The sequence below is a fragment of the Providencia sp. 6390 genome, assembly GCF_058148425.1.
The window spans coordinates 1-18767 of the sequence record NZ_JBYVYL010000009.1 but is presented as its reverse complement, the minus strand read 5'-3'; the positions used below and the strand labels follow the sequence as shown (position 1 = coordinate 18767).

At 40.6% G+C, this 18767-nt stretch carries 18 protein-coding genes; 15 read left to right on the top strand and 3 right to left on the bottom strand.

Going from position 1 to position 18767, the window contains the following annotated elements; all coding sequences use genetic code 11:
- The first annotated feature begins 18 nt into the window (after positions 1-18).
- The 8 genes from AC3Z9T_RS17195 (at position 19) to tatC (ending at position 6996) form a co-directional block, all read left to right on the top strand.
- On the top strand, positions 19-549 hold the full coding sequence (locus AC3Z9T_RS17195; RefSeq protein ID WP_490127315.1) for a DedA family protein: 531 nt from the start codon (positions 19-21) through the stop codon (positions 547-549).
- Between the two features lie 264 nt (positions 550-813).
- Entirely contained in the window at positions 814-2169 is a 1356-nt protein-coding gene (gene rmuC / locus AC3Z9T_RS17190; RefSeq protein WP_490127314.1) for a DNA recombination protein RmuC, read from the top strand.
- Between the two features lie 77 nt (positions 2170-2246).
- A complete protein-coding gene (ubiE, locus tag AC3Z9T_RS17185) occupies positions 2247-3002 on the top strand; it encodes a bifunctional demethylmenaquinone methyltransferase/2-methoxy-6-polyprenyl-1,4-benzoquinol methylase UbiE (RefSeq protein WP_490127313.1) in 756 nt (251 codons plus the stop codon).
- Position 3003: 1 nt separating this feature from the next.
- On the top strand, positions 3004-3657 hold the full coding sequence (locus AC3Z9T_RS17180) for a ubiquinone biosynthesis accessory factor UbiJ (protein WP_490127312.1): 654 nt from the start codon (positions 3004-3006) through the stop codon (positions 3655-3657).
- Positions 3644-5278, top strand: coding sequence for a ubiquinone biosynthesis regulatory protein kinase UbiB (gene ubiB, locus AC3Z9T_RS17175; protein WP_490127311.1), 1635 nt, complete (start codon positions 3644-3646; stop codon positions 5276-5278). Before AC3Z9T_RS17180 ends, ubiB begins: the two co-directional genes overlap by 14 nt.
- A gap of 113 nt (positions 5279-5391) precedes the next feature.
- The gene (gene tatA, locus AC3Z9T_RS17170; RefSeq protein ID WP_490127310.1) at positions 5392-5676 is read left to right on the top strand and encodes a twin-arginine translocase TatA/TatE family subunit; all 285 of its coding nucleotides are present in this window, start codon (positions 5392-5394) and stop codon (positions 5674-5676) included.
- Positions 5677-5685: 9 nt separating this feature from the next.
- A complete protein-coding gene (tatB, locus tag AC3Z9T_RS17165) occupies positions 5686-6222 on the top strand; it encodes a Sec-independent protein translocase protein TatB (RefSeq protein WP_490127309.1) in 537 nt (178 codons plus the stop codon).
- Positions 6223-6225: 3 nt separating this feature from the next.
- Positions 6226-6996, top strand: coding sequence for a Sec-independent protein translocase subunit TatC (tatC, locus tag AC3Z9T_RS17160; protein ID WP_490127308.1), 771 nt, complete (start codon positions 6226-6228; stop codon positions 6994-6996).
- 48 nt (positions 6997-7044) lie between these two features.
- Here tatC and rfaH read toward each other — a convergent pair whose 3' ends face one another.
- The gene (gene rfaH, locus AC3Z9T_RS17155; protein ID WP_490127307.1) at positions 7045-7539 is read right to left on the bottom strand and encodes a transcription/translation regulatory transformer protein RfaH; all 495 of its coding nucleotides are present in this window, start codon (positions 7537-7539) and stop codon (positions 7045-7047) included.
- Positions 7540-7707: 168 nt separating this feature from the next.
- On the opposite strand from rfaH, the gene pepE reads away from it, so the two are divergent.
- The 3 genes from pepE to fre all read left to right on the top strand — a co-directional run bounded on the left by pepE (position 7708) and on the right by fre (position 10732).
- Positions 7708-8433 carry a dipeptidase PepE gene (gene pepE / locus AC3Z9T_RS17150; RefSeq protein WP_490127306.1) on the top strand — a complete coding sequence of 242 codons (726 nt, stop codon included), beginning with the start codon at positions 7708-7710 and terminating at the stop codon, positions 8431-8433.
- Between the two features lie 114 nt (positions 8434-8547).
- Positions 8548-10020, top strand: coding sequence for a 4-hydroxy-3-polyprenylbenzoate decarboxylase (ubiD, locus tag AC3Z9T_RS17145; RefSeq protein WP_490127305.1), 1473 nt, complete (start codon positions 8548-8550; stop codon positions 10018-10020).
- 10 nt (positions 10021-10030) lie between these two features.
- Positions 10031-10732: an NAD(P)H-flavin reductase gene (gene fre, locus AC3Z9T_RS17140; protein ID WP_490127304.1), complete on the top strand. Its 702-nt coding sequence runs from the start codon at positions 10031-10033 to the stop codon at positions 10730-10732.
- 351 nt (positions 10733-11083) lie between these two features.
- Here fre and fadA read toward each other — a convergent pair whose 3' ends face one another.
- Positions 11084-12250 carry an acetyl-CoA C-acyltransferase FadA gene (gene fadA, locus AC3Z9T_RS17135; protein WP_490127303.1) on the bottom strand — a complete coding sequence of 389 codons (1167 nt, stop codon included), beginning with the start codon at positions 12248-12250 and terminating at the stop codon, positions 11084-11086.
- A 4-nt stretch (positions 12251-12254) separates the two neighbouring features.
- The gene (gene fadB / locus AC3Z9T_RS17130; RefSeq protein ID WP_490127302.1) at positions 12255-14447 is read right to left on the bottom strand and encodes a fatty acid oxidation complex subunit alpha FadB; all 2193 of its coding nucleotides are present in this window, start codon (positions 14445-14447) and stop codon (positions 12255-12257) included.
- Between the two features lie 256 nt (positions 14448-14703).
- On the opposite strand from fadB, the gene pepQ reads away from it, so the two are divergent.
- From pepQ to hemG, 4 genes are read left to right on the top strand one after another with little or no spacing between them, the layout of a single operon-like run.
- Positions 14704-16038 carry a Xaa-Pro dipeptidase gene (gene pepQ, locus AC3Z9T_RS17125; protein WP_490127301.1) on the top strand — a complete coding sequence of 445 codons (1335 nt, stop codon included), beginning with the start codon at positions 14704-14706 and terminating at the stop codon, positions 16036-16038.
- Positions 16038-16652, top strand: a complete 615-nt coding sequence (locus AC3Z9T_RS17120; RefSeq protein WP_490127300.1) for an IMPACT family protein — start codon at positions 16038-16040, stop codon at positions 16650-16652. The genes pepQ and AC3Z9T_RS17120 overlap by 1 nt, the downstream gene beginning before the upstream one ends.
- A gap of 27 nt (positions 16653-16679) precedes the next feature.
- A complete protein-coding gene (gene trkH / locus AC3Z9T_RS17115) occupies positions 16680-18131 on the top strand; it encodes a Trk system potassium transporter TrkH (RefSeq protein WP_490127299.1) in 1452 nt (483 codons plus the stop codon).
- Positions 18132-18146: 15 nt separating this feature from the next.
- Positions 18147-18671 carry a menaquinone-dependent protoporphyrinogen IX dehydrogenase gene (hemG, locus tag AC3Z9T_RS17110; RefSeq protein WP_490127298.1) on the top strand — a complete coding sequence of 175 codons (525 nt, stop codon included), beginning with the start codon at positions 18147-18149 and terminating at the stop codon, positions 18669-18671.
- The last annotated feature ends 96 nt before the right edge of the window (positions 18672-18767 follow it).

The following is an 18767-nucleotide window of genomic DNA, read 5'->3' as shown; positions in this document are numbered from 1 at the left end:
TATAAAAGAGGAAAGTTTATGACGCTGAATGAAATTGTGGCTGCGGTAACTGATTTTACCCGTGCTCATGAGATATGGGCGCTGCCAATCATTTTTTTCCTCGCTTTTGGTGAGTCTTTAGCTTTTCTTTCCTTATTGCTTCCTGCTACCGTTATCTTGTTAGGGCTTGGTGCTTTAATCGGGGAGAGCGGCATATCGTTTTGGCCTGTTTGGTTAGCTGCGACCTTAGGGGCATTTTTTGGGGATTGGCTCTCATATTGGTTTGGTTTCCATTATAAAGACAATGTTCGCAAAATGTGGCCTATTTCTCGTAAACCTCAAATGATTGATCGTGGTCAGCACTTCTTTAATCGATGGGGAGTGTGGAGTGTATTTTTTGGACGGTTCTTTGGGCCATTTAGAGCCGTTGTTCCTCTAGTAGCGGGTATTTGTAAAATGCCTAAACGCTATTTTCAGGTAGCAAATATTGTGTCAGCCATGATCTGGGCATTTGGTATATTGGCTCCAGGGGCATTTGGCCTGCGTTGGTTGGCCCAATGGATGGGATAAGTTGCGAAACTGCTCGCAGTTTCTTAGGTTGTTGACGAAGCGGGATAAAAGCGTGGTTTTTCCCACTTCGTGTTATCAGCCGAAAATCAATAAATTGATTTTCCTCATTTATTTCAAAAACCTTAACGACCGCCGACAAACAGAATACGTTTGTCAGCAGTTTGCGAAACTGCTCGCAGTTTCTTTTGCTATATAAATTACTTCTGGACAGATATACAGTATCCGATTACTTTACATTGGATCGCATAATGTAAGGATTTAACTGTGGATACCTCTCTATTATATGGGGTGATTGGCGCCCTTGGTGGTATTTTAGTCGGCGGCTTAGCTGTCTGGTTGTCTATTGCACAAAAATTGAGCCAAAAAGAACAAGACTTGCAACAACTTCACCGCCAACTTGCTGCAAGTGATGAAAAAAATGCTTACCTTTCTGAATGGAAAAATGAGTATGAGCGTCTTGATCAGGAACTACGGACATTAAGAGATATTAATCGCGAGCAAGAAGCTGAGTTGCGGGAAATCACCACGCGCTTTGAACAAAACCAATTAGCTAATGAAGAAAAGCAGCGGTTATTACAAAACAGTGAGCAGAGATTAACCACTCAATTTGAAAACCTTGCCAACCGTATTTTTGAGCAAAGTGAGCGTCGTGCTTCAGAGCAGCAGCAAAAAAGCTTAATTGCAATGTTGTCACCATTTCGTGAGCAACTTGAAGGTTTTCGCCAACAAGTTCAGCAAAGTTTTGGTGAAGAAGCGAAAGAGCGGCATACTCTTGCCTATGAAATTCGTCAATTGCAGCAGTTAAATAACCAAATGACTAAGGAAACGGTTAATTTAACACGTGCATTAAAAGGAGATAATAAGATCCAAGGGAATTGGGGAGAGACCATCCTTGCTCGTATCTTAGAGGCCTCTGGTTTGCGTAAAGGTAGTGAGTTTGAAACCCAAGTTAGTATTAATACCAGCTATAATAGTCGTTATCAGCCGGATGTGATTATTCGCCTACCTGAAGGAAAAGACGTTGTAGTTGATGCCAAGATGTCTTTAGTTGCTTACGAAAACTATTTCAACAGTGAAGATCCTGATGAGCAAGCGAATGCAATTAAAAATCACATTGCTTCAATTCGTAATCATATGCGGATATTGAGCCGCAAAGACTATCATCAGCTACCAGGCGTACGTTCACTTGATTATGTTCTTATGTTTATCCCTATTGAACCAGCCTATTTACTCGCTTTAAAAGAATCCCCTGAGCTACTTGATGAAGGGATAAAACAGAATATCATGTTAGTTTGCCCATCAACTTTACTGGTTGCGGTGCGCACCATTAATAACTTATGGCGTTATGAACGCCAAGGACAAAATGCGCAAGAAATCGCGGCGAAAGCGGCTAAAATGTATGACAAACTGCGCCTTTTTGTAGAAGATATGCAGGCATTAGGAATCAGCCTTGATAAAGCAGAGCATGCTTACCAATCTGCGATGAAACGTTTAGCGGAAGGGCGTGGTAATTTAATTAGTCAAGCTGAAAGCTTTAAAGAAATGGGCGTTGAGATTAAGCAGCCTATCTCACCTCAATTAGTTGAAAAGTCAGATAAGCCATATTGTGCGGAATCTTAGACTTCTTGATAGGGTTTTATTGTAAAGGCTGTTACACTTCGTACAAAAGTTTTGAATTATAAACAGGCATAATAGAAATGACAGAACCATCAAAAGAGACCATTGATTTTGGTTTCCGTACAGTAGGCAAAGAAGATAAAGTTGGCCTAGTGGCAAATGTTTTTCACTCTGTAGCATCAAAATATGACTTGATGAATGATTTAATGTCTTTTGGTATTCATCGTGTCTGGAAGCGTTTTACTATTGAGGCGAGTGGTGTACGTCGTAACCAACGTGTGCTTGACCTCGCTGGTGGAACTGGTGACTTAACGGCAAAATTCTCTCGCCTTGTTGGTGAGAAAGGTGAGGTCGTTCTCGCAGATATCAATGATTCGATGTTAAAAATGGGCCGCGAAAAATTACGTGACCTTGGCATCGTGGGTAATGTGAGCTATGTTCAGGCTAACGCCGAAGAGTTGCCATTCCCTGATAACTATTTTGATTGCATCACCATCTCATTTGGTTTGCGTAACGTCACCGATAAAGACAAAGCGTTGCGTTCTATGTTTAGAGTGTTAAAACCGGGTGGTCGTTTGCTTGTTCTTGAATTCTCTAAGCCTGTTATTGAGCCACTGAATAAAGCTTATGACGCTTATTCATTCCATATTTTACCGCGTATTGGGCAAGCGATTGTTGGGGATCCTGATAGTTATCGTTATCTTGCAGAATCTATACGTATGCACCCTGATCAAGAAACTCTCAAGTTAATGATGGAAAATGCAGGGCTTGAGCAAGTCTCTTACACCAATATGACTGGTGGTATTGTTGCATTGCATAAAGGGTTTAAATTCTAAGATGGAAGCCACATCAGCACAGGCAGAAAGCCAAAACACAGTGTTATATTCTTTAATGACTGCTTTTATGGAAACGTCTTTGAATCATATGCTATTCAAAGAGGCGGTACTAAAACCTGCTCGAGTTCGCTTAGCGGGAAAAGTGATGTCTATCGACTTAAAAGAGTTTAATAAAACGCTGACGCTGATCTTCACTGATAACCATGTTGATGTGTTAAGCCAATGGCATGAACCTGCCGACTGCACAATTAAAACCTCGTTGTTCACACTGATTAAGCTTAAAGATAAGCAACAGCTCTCCCAATTGATTAACAGTGGTGATATTGTTATTGAAGGGGATATGCAGGTTGTACAACATTGGTCATCACTACTGGATATGGCCATTTGGGATCCTGCTCATTATTTGTCACCTTACTTAGGTGACGTAGCGGCTCAAGGTCTCAGCCAGGTGCTAAGGAAAGGTGTAAGCCTCGCTTCTCATCTTGTTGATAGGCAAAAAACCTATATAAAAGATACGTTACTTGAAGAGTGGAAAATGGCACCAAATCCACTTGAGCTTGCTTATTTCAGCGATGAAATTGAACAAGTTTCTGGCTCACTTAACGAGTTAGAAAAACGATTGAGTCAGTTGGAGGAGAAGAATGACGCCCGGTGAAATAAAACGCCTCTACTTCATTATTCGGGTATTCCTCTCGTATGGTTTAGATGAATTAATCCCAAAAATTAAATTGACCTTACCATTGCGTATTGGCCGTTTTGGCTTTTTTTGGATTAAAAATCAACATCAAGGTAAAGAACTTGGTGAACGCTTACGTTTAGCGTTACAAGAACTTGGTCCTGTATGGATTAAGTTCGGTCAAATGCTCTCAACACGCCGTGATCTCTTCCCTCCCGCAATTGCAGATCAACTCTCACTATTACAAGATAAGGTCGCTAGCTTCGATGGTAAATTAGCACGTCGCTATATTGAAGAGTCGCTAGGTGGGCCATTAGAACAATGGTTTGATGATTTTGATGAGAAAGCATTAGCGTCAGCGTCAATCGCTCAGGTTCACACTGCAAAGCTCAAAGAAAATGGCAAAGAGATTGTTTTAAAAGTCATCCGTCCCGATATCTTACCTATCATCAAAGCTGATGTGAAATTGATGTATCGTATAGCGAATTGGGTGCCCTTACTGCCTGATGGGCGACGTTTGCGCCCTAAAGAAGTGGTACGTGAGTACGAAAAAACGCTAATTGATGAATTAAATCTTTTACGTGAATCTGCGAATGCGATCCAGTTGCGCCGTAATTTCGAAAACAGCTCAATGTTATATATACCTGAAGTCTATGCTGATTATTGCCGTGAAAATGTCATGGTGATGGAGCGTATTTATGGTATCCCTGTTTCTGATATTACAGCTCTAAAAGCGCAAGGAACGAATATGAAGATCTTGGCTGAAAGAGGCGTAAAAGTCTTTTTTACTCAAGTTTTTCGTGACAGCTTTTTCCATGCAGATATGCACCCAGGCAATATTTTTGTCAGCTATGACCATCCAGAGGATCCGCTTTATATTGGTATCGACTGTGGTATTGTCGGTTCATTAAATAAAGAAGATAAACGTTATCTTGCGGAAAACTTTATTGCTTTCTTTAACCGCGATTACCGTAAAGTTGCCGAACTGCATGTTGATTCAGGTTGGGTGCCCGCAGATACCAATGTTGAAGATTTTGAGTTTGCTATTAGAACCGTTTGTGAGCCTATTTTTGAAAAACCGCTAGCAGAAATATCATTTGGGCATGTGTTACTGAATCTCTTTAATACTGCTCGTCGGTTTAATATGGAAGTTCAGCCTCAATTGGTATTGCTGCAAAAAACGTTACTCTATGTAGAAGGCTTAGGCCGTCAGTTATACCCACAATTAGATTTATGGAAGACTGCTAAACCATTCTTAGAAGACTGGATCCATAGCCAAGTTGGGCTGCCTGCAATTACTAAAGCGTTAAAAGAAAAAGCGCCTTATTGGGCAGAAAAAATGCCTGAAATTCCTGATTTAATTTATGGTGCTTTACGTCAACATAAGTTTTTGCAGTCAAATATTGAGCAACTTGCTGAACAACTGAAAGATCAGCGTAGCAAACAACGTAAATCACAATACCTATTAGGAATTGGTGCAACATTTATCCTTTGCGGTAGTTTATTCTTTATTTCGGACTCTACAAGGATGGCTGTAGCATTTATGTCTGCTGGGGTGTTGTCATGGGTTATTGGCTGGTGTAAATCAGGGAAAAATTAAGTAAACCTTGTTTTGTGACAAGTTTATAAGCCTGTGAATATTTCCGTATTGGTGCTAGGTTGTATATAATGGGATAAATAACTATTGATCCCACTTTTACAGAGGTATAAACAATGGAATCAACTATTGCAACGGCCGCTTTTGGTAGCCCTTGGCAACTTATCATTATTGCTCTACTTATTATTTTAATTTTCGGCACCAAAAAACTACGTTCTCTGGGATCGGATTTAGGTGAGTCATTGAAAGGCTTTAAAAAAGCAATGAACGATGATGAAGCTGCTAAGGCTGCAAAAGAAGAGCAAGAGAAACAAGATGCTGATTTTGCGACCAAAAATATCACAGAGCAACAGGCTACCGAAAAGAAAGATAGCCCAGTTGAGAGCAAAAATAAAGAGTAGGGTTAAACCGTGTTTGACATAGGTTTCAGTGAACTACTGCTTGTTGCAGTTATCGGTCTTGTTGTATTGGGGCCTGAGCGTTTACCAGTGGCAGTGAGAACTGTTGCTGGTTGGATCCGTGCTATGCGCTCGCTAGCTGCTAATGTGCAAAATGAATTGTCACAAGAGCTGAAGTTACAAGAACTGCAAGAAACGTTGAAAAAAGTTGAGGAGAAGGCTGGTATGGAAGCACTTTCTCCTGAACTAAAACAATCGATGGATGAACTTCGTCAAGCGGCGCAGTCTTTAAAATCAGGCTATCAATCAACGACTGATAGTGTGGAAAATGAATTGCAGAAAGCTAAAGAGTTAACTGACAGCTATGATAGTGCAGTGAAAGATGCGCAAACGACAATTTCACAGGTACAAGAGTCAGATCCTGATCCTGAATATGCAGCCAAAATGGCAGAAGTTGTTGAGGAGCCTGCACCTGCTAAAGGCGAAAGCTCTCCAGAAAACAACATTGATGCAAAGAAAAACCCTCATCAGATAGAAAGCGAAAAATAGAACATGGCTGTAAATGATACACAACCACTTATTAGCCACCTCATTGAATTAAGGAAGCGGCTACTAAACTGTTTGATCACGGTTTTAATTGTATTTGCTGCTCTGGCTTACTTTTCAAATGATATTTATCGGCTAGTTGCCGCCCCTTTGATTGATAAGCTTCCTGTTGGCTCCCAAATGAGCGCAACAGACGTGGCATCCACATTCTTTACCCCTATTAAATTGACGATGATGGTGTCAGTATTTCTTTCGATACCTGTGATCCTTTATCAAATATGGGCATTTATAGCTCCTGCGCTGTATAAACATGAACGTAGGTTAATGTTGCCTTTATTGGTTTCTAGTAGTTTCCTTTTCTATTTGGGAATGGCATTTGCTTATTTTGTGGTCTTCCCACTAGCATTTGGTTTTTTTGTCAAGACGACTCCTGACAGCGTTAATTTTATTCCAGATATCAGCAAATATCTGAGCTTTGTTATGACATTGTTTATGGCATTTGGTGCGGCATTTGAAGTACCTATTGCCATTATTTTATTATGCTGGACTGGTGTAACAACACCTGAGTCATTAAAACGTAAACGCCCATACATCTTAGTTGGTGCATTTATTATTGGGATGTTCTTAACGCCGCCTGATGTACTTTCTCAAACATTGCTTGCTGTTCCAATGTATCTGTTGTTTGAGCTTGGTGTGCTTTTATCTAATTTCTATGTAGGTAAAGGTCGCCGAAGATCTGAAAACGATGAAGAAGATGAAGAGAAAGAAGAGTCATAAAATATAGCTAGCAGATTAAAACCCACATGATTGTGGGTTTTTTTATTTTTATTCAGGTAGTTTTTTAAATTGGGTGTTATCGAGAACTTTGGTTACACTCTTATTCAAAATATTGAGTAAAAGAATTGAGCGTGTTTCACCATTTGGCTCATCGTAGATTGCTTGAATACCTGCAAATATTCCTTCGGTAATTAGAACATTATCACCATGCATGGGGGTTTCGGGCGCGACAAGGTGAGCAAGTTCTGTTTGTTGTAATAATTCAATTAGCTCATCTGGAACAATAGCAGGTAATTGGCCAAAACGGACAAAGTGGCTAACCCCTCGTGTTGATTGCACTGTGGTCGTATGGATCTCATTATGATCAAATTTGACAAACAGATAATTAGGAAATAACGGTTCTTGGACTGTGGTGCGTTTTCCTCGAATGACCTTTTCAATATCTGCCATTGGTGTTATGCAGATAACTTCTTGCCTACTCAGGTTCTCTATAGCCCTATCGATTTGGCCTCGTTTACAATATAACAGATACCACTTTTCCATTTTTCAAATCCAGCCTAACAAAATTATGCTCATCATAACAAATTAGCGCATAAAAATGTGACTAATCGATTAAGTAAGAATATCATTCATAATCAGAAACATATCTTAACTTAAGTGCAATCAATTGTCGTTAACTGTAGTGTAACAACTCGTTATCTAGGAGACAGTATGGAAATTTTTTTATTGAGTAACGGTAAGCTTCCAAATAACCCTGTGTGGCTGAGTTATGCATTACCTCGTATCAATGAAGTGATCACGCGTAAAAATATTAAATCAGCAGTACTTGTTCCTTATGCGGTCTTGCGTGGTTCTCATGATGAAAGAGCAGAGCAATTAAGCGATGCATTAGGTATTAAAGTCACGTCCATTGAACATTTTTCCAGTCCTGTGGAAGCGATTGAGCAGGCTGAGTGCATATTGGTGAGTGGTGGAAATACTTGGTGGTTAAATAAATGCTTGCATGAAAATGGCTTGATCGTCGCTATTCAGCGGGCGGTGAGAGAACGTAGTGTGCCCTATATCGGATGGAGTGCTGGTTGTAACGTTGCCACGCCAAGTATTCGTACAACCAATGATATGCCTGTAAGCAATGCCGTTATTATGCCATCATTAGGCCTGTTCCCATTACAAATTAACCCTCACTATATTGATGCTCATATTTCAGGTCATATGGGAGAAACGCGTGATGAAAGGTTGCAAGAGTTTTGTGTGATAAACCCACATGAAACAGTCGTTGCACTCAGAGAAGGCAGTGGTTTGCAAATTAAAGGTAATACTTTAGAGTATTTTAGTGGCAAAGGTGATGGGTTTAAACTATTTAAACACAATCAATCCTTCCCTGAACAATTTGATACTTTATCATTAAAAGAGCTTGTTCCATTTGATTGCCAATAAAATAATATGTTTTAAATGATAAACATATTGATTGTACATAGTTTTTATGGGTAACTTGTAACCTTGGCCGGACGTCTTATAATGAGACTCCCTCTGTAATAGTAAAAGATGACAATGAAATACCGTGACCTAAGAGACTTCATTGCCCAGCTAGAAAAGCAAGGCGAATTAAAACGTATTACGATGGAGGTCGATCCTTACCTCGAAATGACGGAAATAGCCGATCGTACTCTTAGAGCGGGGGGGCCGGCCTTACTATTTGAAAATCCCAAAGGCTATAACATGCCTGTTCTGTGTAACTTGTTTGGCACCACGAAACGAGTTGCTATGGGAATGGGACAAGAAGACATTAAAGCATTACATGATGTTGGCAAATTGCTTGCTTTCCTAAAAGAACCTGATCCTCCAAAAGGGTTCCGTGACCTATTTGATAAGTTACCTAAATTTAAGCAGGTGTTAAATATGCCGGCAAAAAGGTTGAGTTCAGCGCCTTGCCAAGAGCAAATTTGGGCAGGTGACGATGTCGATTTAACAAAAATTCCTGTCATGCATTGTTGGCCTGAAGATGCAGCACCTTTGATCACCTGGGGCTTGACTGTCACTCGAGGGCCAAATAAGGAACGCCAAAATTTAGGTATCTATCGTCAACAAGTTTTGAGTAAAAATAAAGTTATCATGCGTTGGCTTTCACATCGTGGTGGCGCCCTTGATTTTCAAGAGTGGTGCCAACAACATCCAGGTGAAAGGTTTCCTGTTGCAGTTGCATTAGGTGCCGATCCCGCTACTATTCTAGGAGCAGTGACGCCTGTACCTGATACATTATCTGAATATGCATTTGCTGGCCTATTACGGGGTAATAAAACTGAAGTTGTGAAATGCATCTCGAATGATCTTGAAGTGCCAGCTGGTGCTGAGATTATTCTCGAAGGTTATATCGAGCAAGGTGAGCTAGCGCCAGAAGGTCCATATGGTGACCACACCGGCTATTATAATGAAATTGATAGCTTTCCTGTATTTACTGTCACACACGTTACTCAACGTCGTGATGCTATTTATCATTCAACCTATACTGGGCGCCCGCCAGATGAACCAGCTGTACTTGGCGAAGCACTGAATGAAGTCTTAGTGCCAATTCTACAGAAACAGTTCCCTGAGATTGTTGATTTTTACTTACCACCAGAAGGTTGCTCTTATCGCCTTGCCGTTGTCACGATGAAGAAACAATATGCGGGTCATGCCAAAAGAGTGATGATGGGGGTTTGGTCATACCTTCGACAATTTATGTATACAAAATTTGTCATTGTTTGTGATGATGATATCAATGCTCGGGATTGGAAAGATGTGATATGGGCAATTACGACGCGTATGGATCCTGCTCGTGATACTGTTATGATGGAAAACACGCCAATAGACTATCTTGATTTTGCTTCGCCAGTATCAGGTTTAGGTTCAAAAATGGGACTAGACGCAACGAATAAATGGCCTGGAGAAACAAGCAGGGAATGGGGGCGACCTATTGTTATGGATGAAAAAGTAAAGTCGCGAGTTGATGATATTTGGGAACAATTGAATATTTTTGGAAAATAAGAGGGGAGCCATGGCAACTTTGAGCTGCAAAGTCACATCTGTTGAGTCTATAACTAATACCGTTTATCGGGTTATTTTGTTGCCAGATGGCCCTTTTCATTTTAAAGCAGGTCAATACCTTATGGTCATAATGGATGAACGGGATAAGCGTCCATTTTCTATGGCTTCAACGCCTGCAAATAACGAAACAATTGAGCTTCATATTGGCGCTTCTGAAATCAATCTTTATGCAATGGCAGTCATGGATAGGATCCTAGATCAGCGTCGCATTGATATTGATATCCCTCATGGCAAAGCATGGTTTAGAGAAAACAGCCAAAACCCGATGATCTTAGTTGCTGGTGGTACAGGTTTTTCTTATACACATTCAGTACTACTCGCTGCTTTAATGGAAAACCCTGCTCGTGATATCACTTTTTATTGGGGAGGACGCCAGTTAGAGCACTTGTATGATTTGGGGGAACTGCAAGCTCTCAGCGAACGCTATACTAACTTGAAAATAGTTCCTATTGTTGAGCAGCCTGATGAATTATGGCGAGGGCGCTCAGGAACGGTATTAAGTGCAGTATTAGACGATTTTGGTGATTTATCTGCTTATGATATTTACATCGCGGGTCGTTTTGAGATGGCTAAAATCGCAAGAGAACGTTTTTGTGCGGAGCGTGGAGCAAAGTCAGAACAGCTGTTTGGCGATGCTTACGAGTTCATTTAATTAATCTATTAATTCCTTTTGTTTTTTTACAATTAAAAAAGCCCGCCCCTGACTAGGCGGGAATGTTGACAACATACAACAACACTACGGCAAATAGTGGATACCCTCTATACTCGTCATACTTCGAGTTGCAGGGGGGTTGACTACGCTCAGCTAGCCGAATCACATAGTTTATCTATGCTCATCGTCTATCTTCACTTGTCGCCTACCTGCAACTCGAATTATTTAGAGTATATATATCAAGTAGCAACATTGCTGGCGATATTTTATAATCAATAGTTACCTTGTATTGATTAATTAATGTAGATTGCCAGCCCTGTTACCCCTTGAGCCATTCAGAGTATTGGGTTTTTATATGCGCTCAATGATAGTTGCTATCCCTTGGCCAAACCCAATGCACATAGTTGCTAGACCGAATTGTTTATCCTTCTGCTCTAATTGATTCAGTAAAGCGGTGGTGATCCTCGTTCCAGAACACCCGAGAGGGTGACCTAATGCGATAGCTCCACCGTTAAGGTTTACTTTTTCATCAATTTGATTTTCTGGTAGCTTAAGGCCCTTCAAGCAAGCGATAGATTGCGCAGCGAATGCTTCATTTAACTCAATGATATCGATATCAGTTAATGATAATCCTGCTCGTTTGAGTGCTAACTCAGTGGCTGGAACAGGCCCAAAGCCCATAATGGAAGGATCACAGCCCACAACAGCCATTGAACGAACCCGTGCTCTTGGTTTTATACCATTGTTTTTGGCATAACTTTCACTGGTGATCAGCATTGCAGATGCGCCATCAGAAAGAGCGGATGAGTTACCTGCAGTTACAGTGCCACTTATAGGGTCAAAAGCAGGTCTCAATGCTGCTAATCCTGCTAAGTTAGCGTCAAAACGAATCACTTCATCGTAATCGACAGCAAATAGGTTTCCATTACTGTCGTGCCCTGCAATAGGGGCTATTTCATACTTAAATGAACCATTTTTGGTTGCCTGAGCTGCTCTTTGATGAGAGCGGAGTGCGAATGTGTCTTGTTCTTCACGGCTAATTTTATACATTTTAGCCAGCATTTCTGCTGTTAACCCCATTGCACCAGCCGCTTTTGCAACCCTCAACGTTAATTTAGGGTTCATATCTATACCATGAGTCATCGGAACATGACCCATATGTTCAACACCACCAACTAATACTGAATGTGCATCCCCAGTCATGATTAATCGACTTGCATCATGAATGGCTTGCATAGACGACCCACATAAACGGTTAACGGTCACTGCGGGCACTGTATGGGGAATATCAGTGAGTAGTGCGGCATTTTTAGCGACATTAAACCCTTGCTCAAGTGTTTGTTGTACACAACCCCAAATAATATCATCAAGCTCTTTCTTACTGGCATTTGGGTTGCGTTCAAAAATAGTATTCATTAGGTGTGCAGAGAGGTCTTCCGCTCGGACTTGGCGAAATACTCCACCCTTTGAACGACCCATTGGTGTACGTATTCCATCGATAATAACGACATTTTCCATACTTTTAGCCTCTCGCAACTTTTTGAATATCGATTGCCACAACAGGAGGTTGTGCATAATAACTAGCATTGGTCTGCGACTTTGCTTTAAGACCCGCAGGAATTTGATACAGAGGACTTAAATCAGCGTAGTTTTCTGCTGTTTTAGCGTAAGATGTCGTACCAACAGTATCTAAATAGCGGAATGCTCCCCCACGGAAAGGGGGAAAGCCAAGACCATAAACTAAAGCAATGTCTGCATCAGCAGGGCTGTGAATGATCCCTTCTTCTAAACAACGGACAACTTCGTTGATCATAGGGAGCATCATTCGAGCAATGATCTCTTCTTTTGTGAATGATTTCTTCGGACTACTGATTGGTGCTAATAGCTCATCAGTTGCAGGATCATCAATTTTTTTCGGTTTGCCTTTTTTATCTTTTTCATACTGATAAAAACCTTTACCATTTTTCTGCCCAAAGCGTTTCTCTTCAAACATTACATCAATGGCATTTTTACGGGTTTTACTCATACGCTCAGGGAAGCCTTGTGCCATCACTTGCTCTGCATGAAAGGCGGTATCAATACCAACGACATCAAGTAAATAGGCTGGGCCCATTGGCCAACCAAATTCTTTTTCCATGACTTTATCAATTTCTCTAAAGTCCGCACCATCCTGTAATAATAAGTTGAAACCTGCAAAATAAGGAAATAGCACTCTATTAACAAAGAAGCCTGGACAGTCATTGACAACAATAGGTGTTTTACCCATTCTGCTTGCATAGGCAACGACTTTAGCAATTGTGTCATCGGATGTTTTTTCCCCACGAATGATTTCAACTAATGGCATGCGGTGTACTGGATTAAAGAAGTGCATCCCACAGAAGTTTTCAGGTCGTTTGAGTGCTTTTGCTAGCTCAGTGATAGGAATTGTCGATGTGTTAGATGCTAAGACAGTTTCAGAACTGATTAAAGGCTCAACTTCTGCGAGTACAGCCGCTTTAATTTTCGGATTTTCTACAACTGCTTCAACAATAACTTGTGCATCTTCAATACCTGCATAAGAAAGAGATGGGTGAATAGATGCGAGTGTTTTTGCCATTTTAGAGGCGCTGATTTTCCCTCTTTCAAATTGCCCATTTAATAATTTATGAGCTTCTTCAATGCCCAAATCTAACGATTTTTCATTGATGTCTTTCATTAGAACAGGAACACCTTTACTTGCGGATTGATAAGCTATCCCTCCACCCATTATTCCTGCACCAAGCACTGCAGCATGCTGAGGTGCATCAACATGCCGAGAAAGCTGTTTACTCGCTGCTTTAACTTGTTGGTCATTAAGAAAAATACTGACTAAAGAGCGAGCAACATCGCTGTGTGCAAGGGGAACAAAGGTAGCTGTTTCGTATTTTAACGCTTCATCTCTAGCGCAGTTTGCTGCTTTTTCGATTGTATTGACTGCTGCCATTGGTGCTGGGTAATGTTTACCCGCTACTTTGTAAACCATACCTTTTGCAACATTAAAGCTCATCGTTTGTTCTATAGGACTAAGTTGCAATGGTTGCAACTTAGGTTGACGCCTTTGTTGCCAGTTAATTGCACCTGAAATCGCTGATTCAATAAGCTGAACTGCCGCTTGTGGTAGTTTCTCTGCTTCAACGACAGCATCAACTAAGCCTAATTTTAATGCCTCAGTTGCGCCAACATCTTTACCAGCGGTAATAATTTCAAGAGCGCTATCTAAACCGATTAATCGAGGAAGGCGAACAGAGCCACCGAAACCAGGCATGATCCCCAATTTAGTTTCTGGAAGGCCAACGCGTGCATCTGGGGTGGCAATACGCAGATCAGTGGAAAGAATGCATTCACAGCCACCACCCAATGCATAGCCATTAATGGCGCTGAGAGTAGGTACAGGCAAATCTTCAATACGATTAAAGATATGATTAGCGTAACTTAGCCATTCACTAAGTGTTTCAGCAGATGCCTCAAATAGTGACAGGAATTCTTTGATATCAGCGCCTACAATGAAAGCAGGCTTGTCTGATCTTAAAATAACCCCTAATAAATCAGATTGTTGTTCAAGAACAGAGACTGCTTCATCAAGTGAAGCAACGGTATGAGTATCCAACTTATTTATTGGCCCAGGTGAGTTAAAAACGAGTTCTGCAATACCTGTTTTCAACCATTGAACATAGATCGTTTCACTTTGATAAAGCATGCCGTTCTCCTTATGATGATTTAATCATCTGGTACGACCAGATGGATTTAGTGTGACTAGAATGTTAAAGGAATGCAAATAATCAATAACAAAAGTGGAATGGTGATCACAGCAAATAAGATAAATACAACAGTTATGAAATAGTATTCATTATAATAATCAATATGTTAATTTATTCCCTGCTTAGACTGCATACCAGTAAATTAAAGAACGTGCTAAGCTTGGATTTTCTTATAAAGCTGAAAGGTTGAATGAAATGGAAAAACTGACTGCACTCTACGCTGAACATATTAAAACTTTGCAAACAACAACTCAGCAAGTCTTACAACGCAGCAAGCTAGACGCCATATTGATTCATTCGGGTGAACCTATACGTATCTTCCTCGATGATAGTGATTACCCCTTTAAAGTAAATCCACACTTTAAAGCTTGGGTACCTGTCACCGATGTACCGCATTCATGGTTATTAGTCGATGGTGTGAATAAGCCTAAATTATGGTTTTATTCACCGGTTGATTATTGGCATAGCGTTGAGCCACTACCAACAAGTTTTTGGACTAAAGAAGTTGAACTTATCCATCTGAAAAATGCAGATGACATCAGTGAATTTCTGACTAATCTAGCAAAAGATAATGTTGCTTATATTGGTTCCTCCAAAGCAAGAGCTGAATCACTGGGGATTAGCCAACACAATATTAACCCAAAATCGGTTATCGACTTCTATCATTACCACCGCTCTTATAAAACAGATTATGAAATGTATTGCATGCGTGAAGCGCAAAAAATGGCAGTTAATGGTCATTTATCTGCATTTGAAGCATTTCAGGCTGGCATGAGTGAGTTTGATATTAATATTAGTTACTTGCAAGCAACTGGTCATCGCGATACAGATGTTCCTTATGGCAATATTGTTGCGCTCAATGAAAATGCGGCAGTATTGCACTACACCAAATTACAACAGCAAGTCCCAAGTGAAATTAGAAGCTTTTTAATTGATGCAGGCGCTGAGTATAACGGTTATGCAGCGGATATAACTCGTACCTATGCGGCCAAAAATAAAAGCGATTTTGCTGCACTGGTTGCGGATCTAAATAAAGAGCAACTTGCATTAATAGACACCATCAAAGCGGGTGTTCGCTATACTGACTATCATGTTGATATGCATCACCGAATTGCCAAGTTACTGAAAAAACATTCAATAATTAAAGGTATTAGTGAAGAAGCTATGGTAGATAAAGGCTTAACGACACCATTTTTACCACATGGCTTAGGGCATCCACTTGGTTTACAGGTTCATGATGCGGCTGGCTTTATGCAAGATGAGGATGGCACTTTGCTTGCTGCGCCAAAAATGTATCCTTTCCTGCGCTGTACACGAGTCTTAGAACCAAGAATGGTGCTGACAATTGAGCCTGGCCTTTACTTTATTGAGTCTCTCTTAGCCTCCTGGCGTTCAGGTGAGTTTAGCCAATATTTTAATTGGGAAAAAATTGAACAGTTCAAACCTTATGGTGGTATTCGTATTGAAGATAACATCATCATTCACCATAATCGGATTGAAAACATGACACGAGACCTGCAACTACCGTAATGAAACCCTATTTAATACCGGCTGAATCTATTTCTTATATAGAAGAAATTAAAAAAAGTCGTTTTATTACTTACCTTGCCCATACTGAAGGTATTGATGCAGCAAAAGATTATATTCAATCGATAAAGGCTCAATACCCAGATGCCCGGCACCATTGCTGGGCTTTTGTTGCTGGTCGTCCTGATGATTCTCAACAATTAGGGTTTTCTGATGATGGGGAACCAACGGGGACCGCAGGTAAACCGATAATGGCTCAGTTACTTGGGAGCCAGTTGGGGGAAATTACGTGTGTTGTTGTGCGTTATTTCGGTGGAATAAAACTTGGAACGGGTGGGTTAGTTAAAGCTTATGGTAATGGTGCCCAGCAAGCTCTTAAACTGTTGCCAACACAGACTAAAGTACCGCAAAAAACTTTCCAGCTAGTTTGTGATTATTCATTAATTAGCTCGATTGAGCAGCTCATTGTACAGGTTGGAGGAATGGTTCTGCATAGTGAATACAATGAGGTCGTGTCTTTGCGTATTTCAATTCCTGCTACCCTAGAGCAAGAAGTAAATGATAAATTACGTGATATGAGTCGCGGAGCTTTGGAACTCATAACAGAATCTGAATAGTCTATTGGTTAGCAAGGAACCTGCCGAATGCATTTTCGTGCAATAACCCGTATTGTCGGGCTGCTCGTCATTATTTTCTCTTTTACCATGGTCGTCCCTGGTATTGTCGCGTTAATTTATCGTGACGGTGCAGGGCGAGCATTCAGCCAAACTTTTGTTGCAGCGCTTATTATTGGGCTGATTTTATGGATCCCAACCCGTAACAGCAAACACGAATTGAAGGCGAAGGAAGGCTTTTTGATCGTAGTTCTGTTCTGGACTGTGCTGGGTAGTGTTGGGGCATTACCATTTATCTTTTCTGAAAAGCCAAACCTTTCAGTCACTGACGCTTTTTTCGAATCATTTTCAGGGCTAACAACGACAGGAGCAACGACACTAACAGGTTTGGATACGCTTCCTAAAGCCATTTTATTTTATCGGCAGATGTTACAGTGGCTTGGGGGGATGGGGATCATTGTACTTGCTGTTGCCATTCTGCCTTTATTAGGTGTTGGGGGAATGCAGCTTTATCGCGCTGAGATGCCTGGCCCGCTAAAAGATAATAAAATGCGACCAAGAATTGCTGAAACAGCAAAAACACTTTGGCTTATTTATGTCTTATTGACAATTATTTGCGCAATCGCACTCTGGATAGCAGGGATGGATGTTTTTGATGCCATCTCTCATAGCTTTTCAACCATCGCGATTGGCGGCTTCTCAACCCATGATGCAAGCATAGGCTATTTTAATAGTCCTGCAATTAATACAATAATTGCTGTCTTTTTAATTATTTCAGGTTGTAATTTTGGTTTGCACTTTGCAGTACTGACTGGGCGTAGTTTGGGAATTTACTGGCGTGATCCTGAATTTAGAACTTTTATAAGCTTTCAGTTAGTTTTAGTCACGATATGTACATTAGTTTTACTCTACCATTCTGTTTACGGGTCGTTTGGGCAAACATTGGATCAAGCATTTTTCCAAGTGGTATCAATGGCAACGACTGCTGGATTTACGACAGATAGTTTTGCTGGATGGCCGCTTTTTTTACCCATGTTGTTATTATGTGCAGCATTTGTTGGTGGATGTGCGGGTTCAACGGGTGGTGGTTTGAAGGTTATTCGTATTTTATTACTATTTTTACAGGGATCTCGTGAACTAAAAAGACTTGTACATCCAAACGCAGTTTATACCATCAAGCTAGGTCAAAGGGCATTGCCTGAAAGGATTATTGAAGCGGTATGGGGGTTCTTTTCTGCGTATGCGTTAGTCTTTGTTGTCAGTTTATTACTGTTAATAGCAACTGGTGTTGATGAGTTCTCCGCTTTTTCAGCGATAGCAACCACACTTAATAACTTAGGGCCGGGGCTTGGAACAGTGGCTGATAACTTTACAACGATGAATCCTGCGGGCAAATGGATATTAGTTGTAACGATGCTGTTTGGGCGTCTTGAAGTATTTACGTTGTTAGTTTTGTTCACGCCAACGTTCTGGCGCGACTAGGTGATAGGATCAAAGATGAGTTACTTACTTCTACATTCAAGCACTGATGGGCAAACAAAGAAGATTGTATTAAAAATTGCAGAGCAGCTACGCAGCGTAGGCCGTCAGTGTGATATTCGTGATTTAAATAATGAAAAGAATATTAATGTTATTGCCTATGAGAAAGTATTAGTTGGAGCATCTATACGCTATGGTCACTTTAATAAAGTTCTTCTGCGATTTGCAACGACACACCAAAACCAATTGAATTCAATGAAAACAGCTTTTTTTGCTGTTAATTTAACGGCTAGGAAGGAAGGTAAAAACTCACCTGAAACAAACGCGTATACACGGAAATTTCTAGAAAAAAGTCCTTGGCAGCCAAGTTTGAAGTCGGTTTTTGCTGGGGCGCTGATGTATCCACAATATGGCTGGTTTGATAAGACAATGATCCGCTTTATTATGAAGATGACCGATGGGCCTACAGATCCTAAAACAGAGATTGAATATACCGATTGGGATAAAGTTAGCCAGTTTGCTAAAGAATTCGATAGTTTGTAGTATTAATTTTCAGCAAAAAGAGGTGGATTTAAGCAATTTGCCTAATGTTTCAACGGTTGAAATAAAAAATAAAAAAAACACTTGATAGATTTTTTC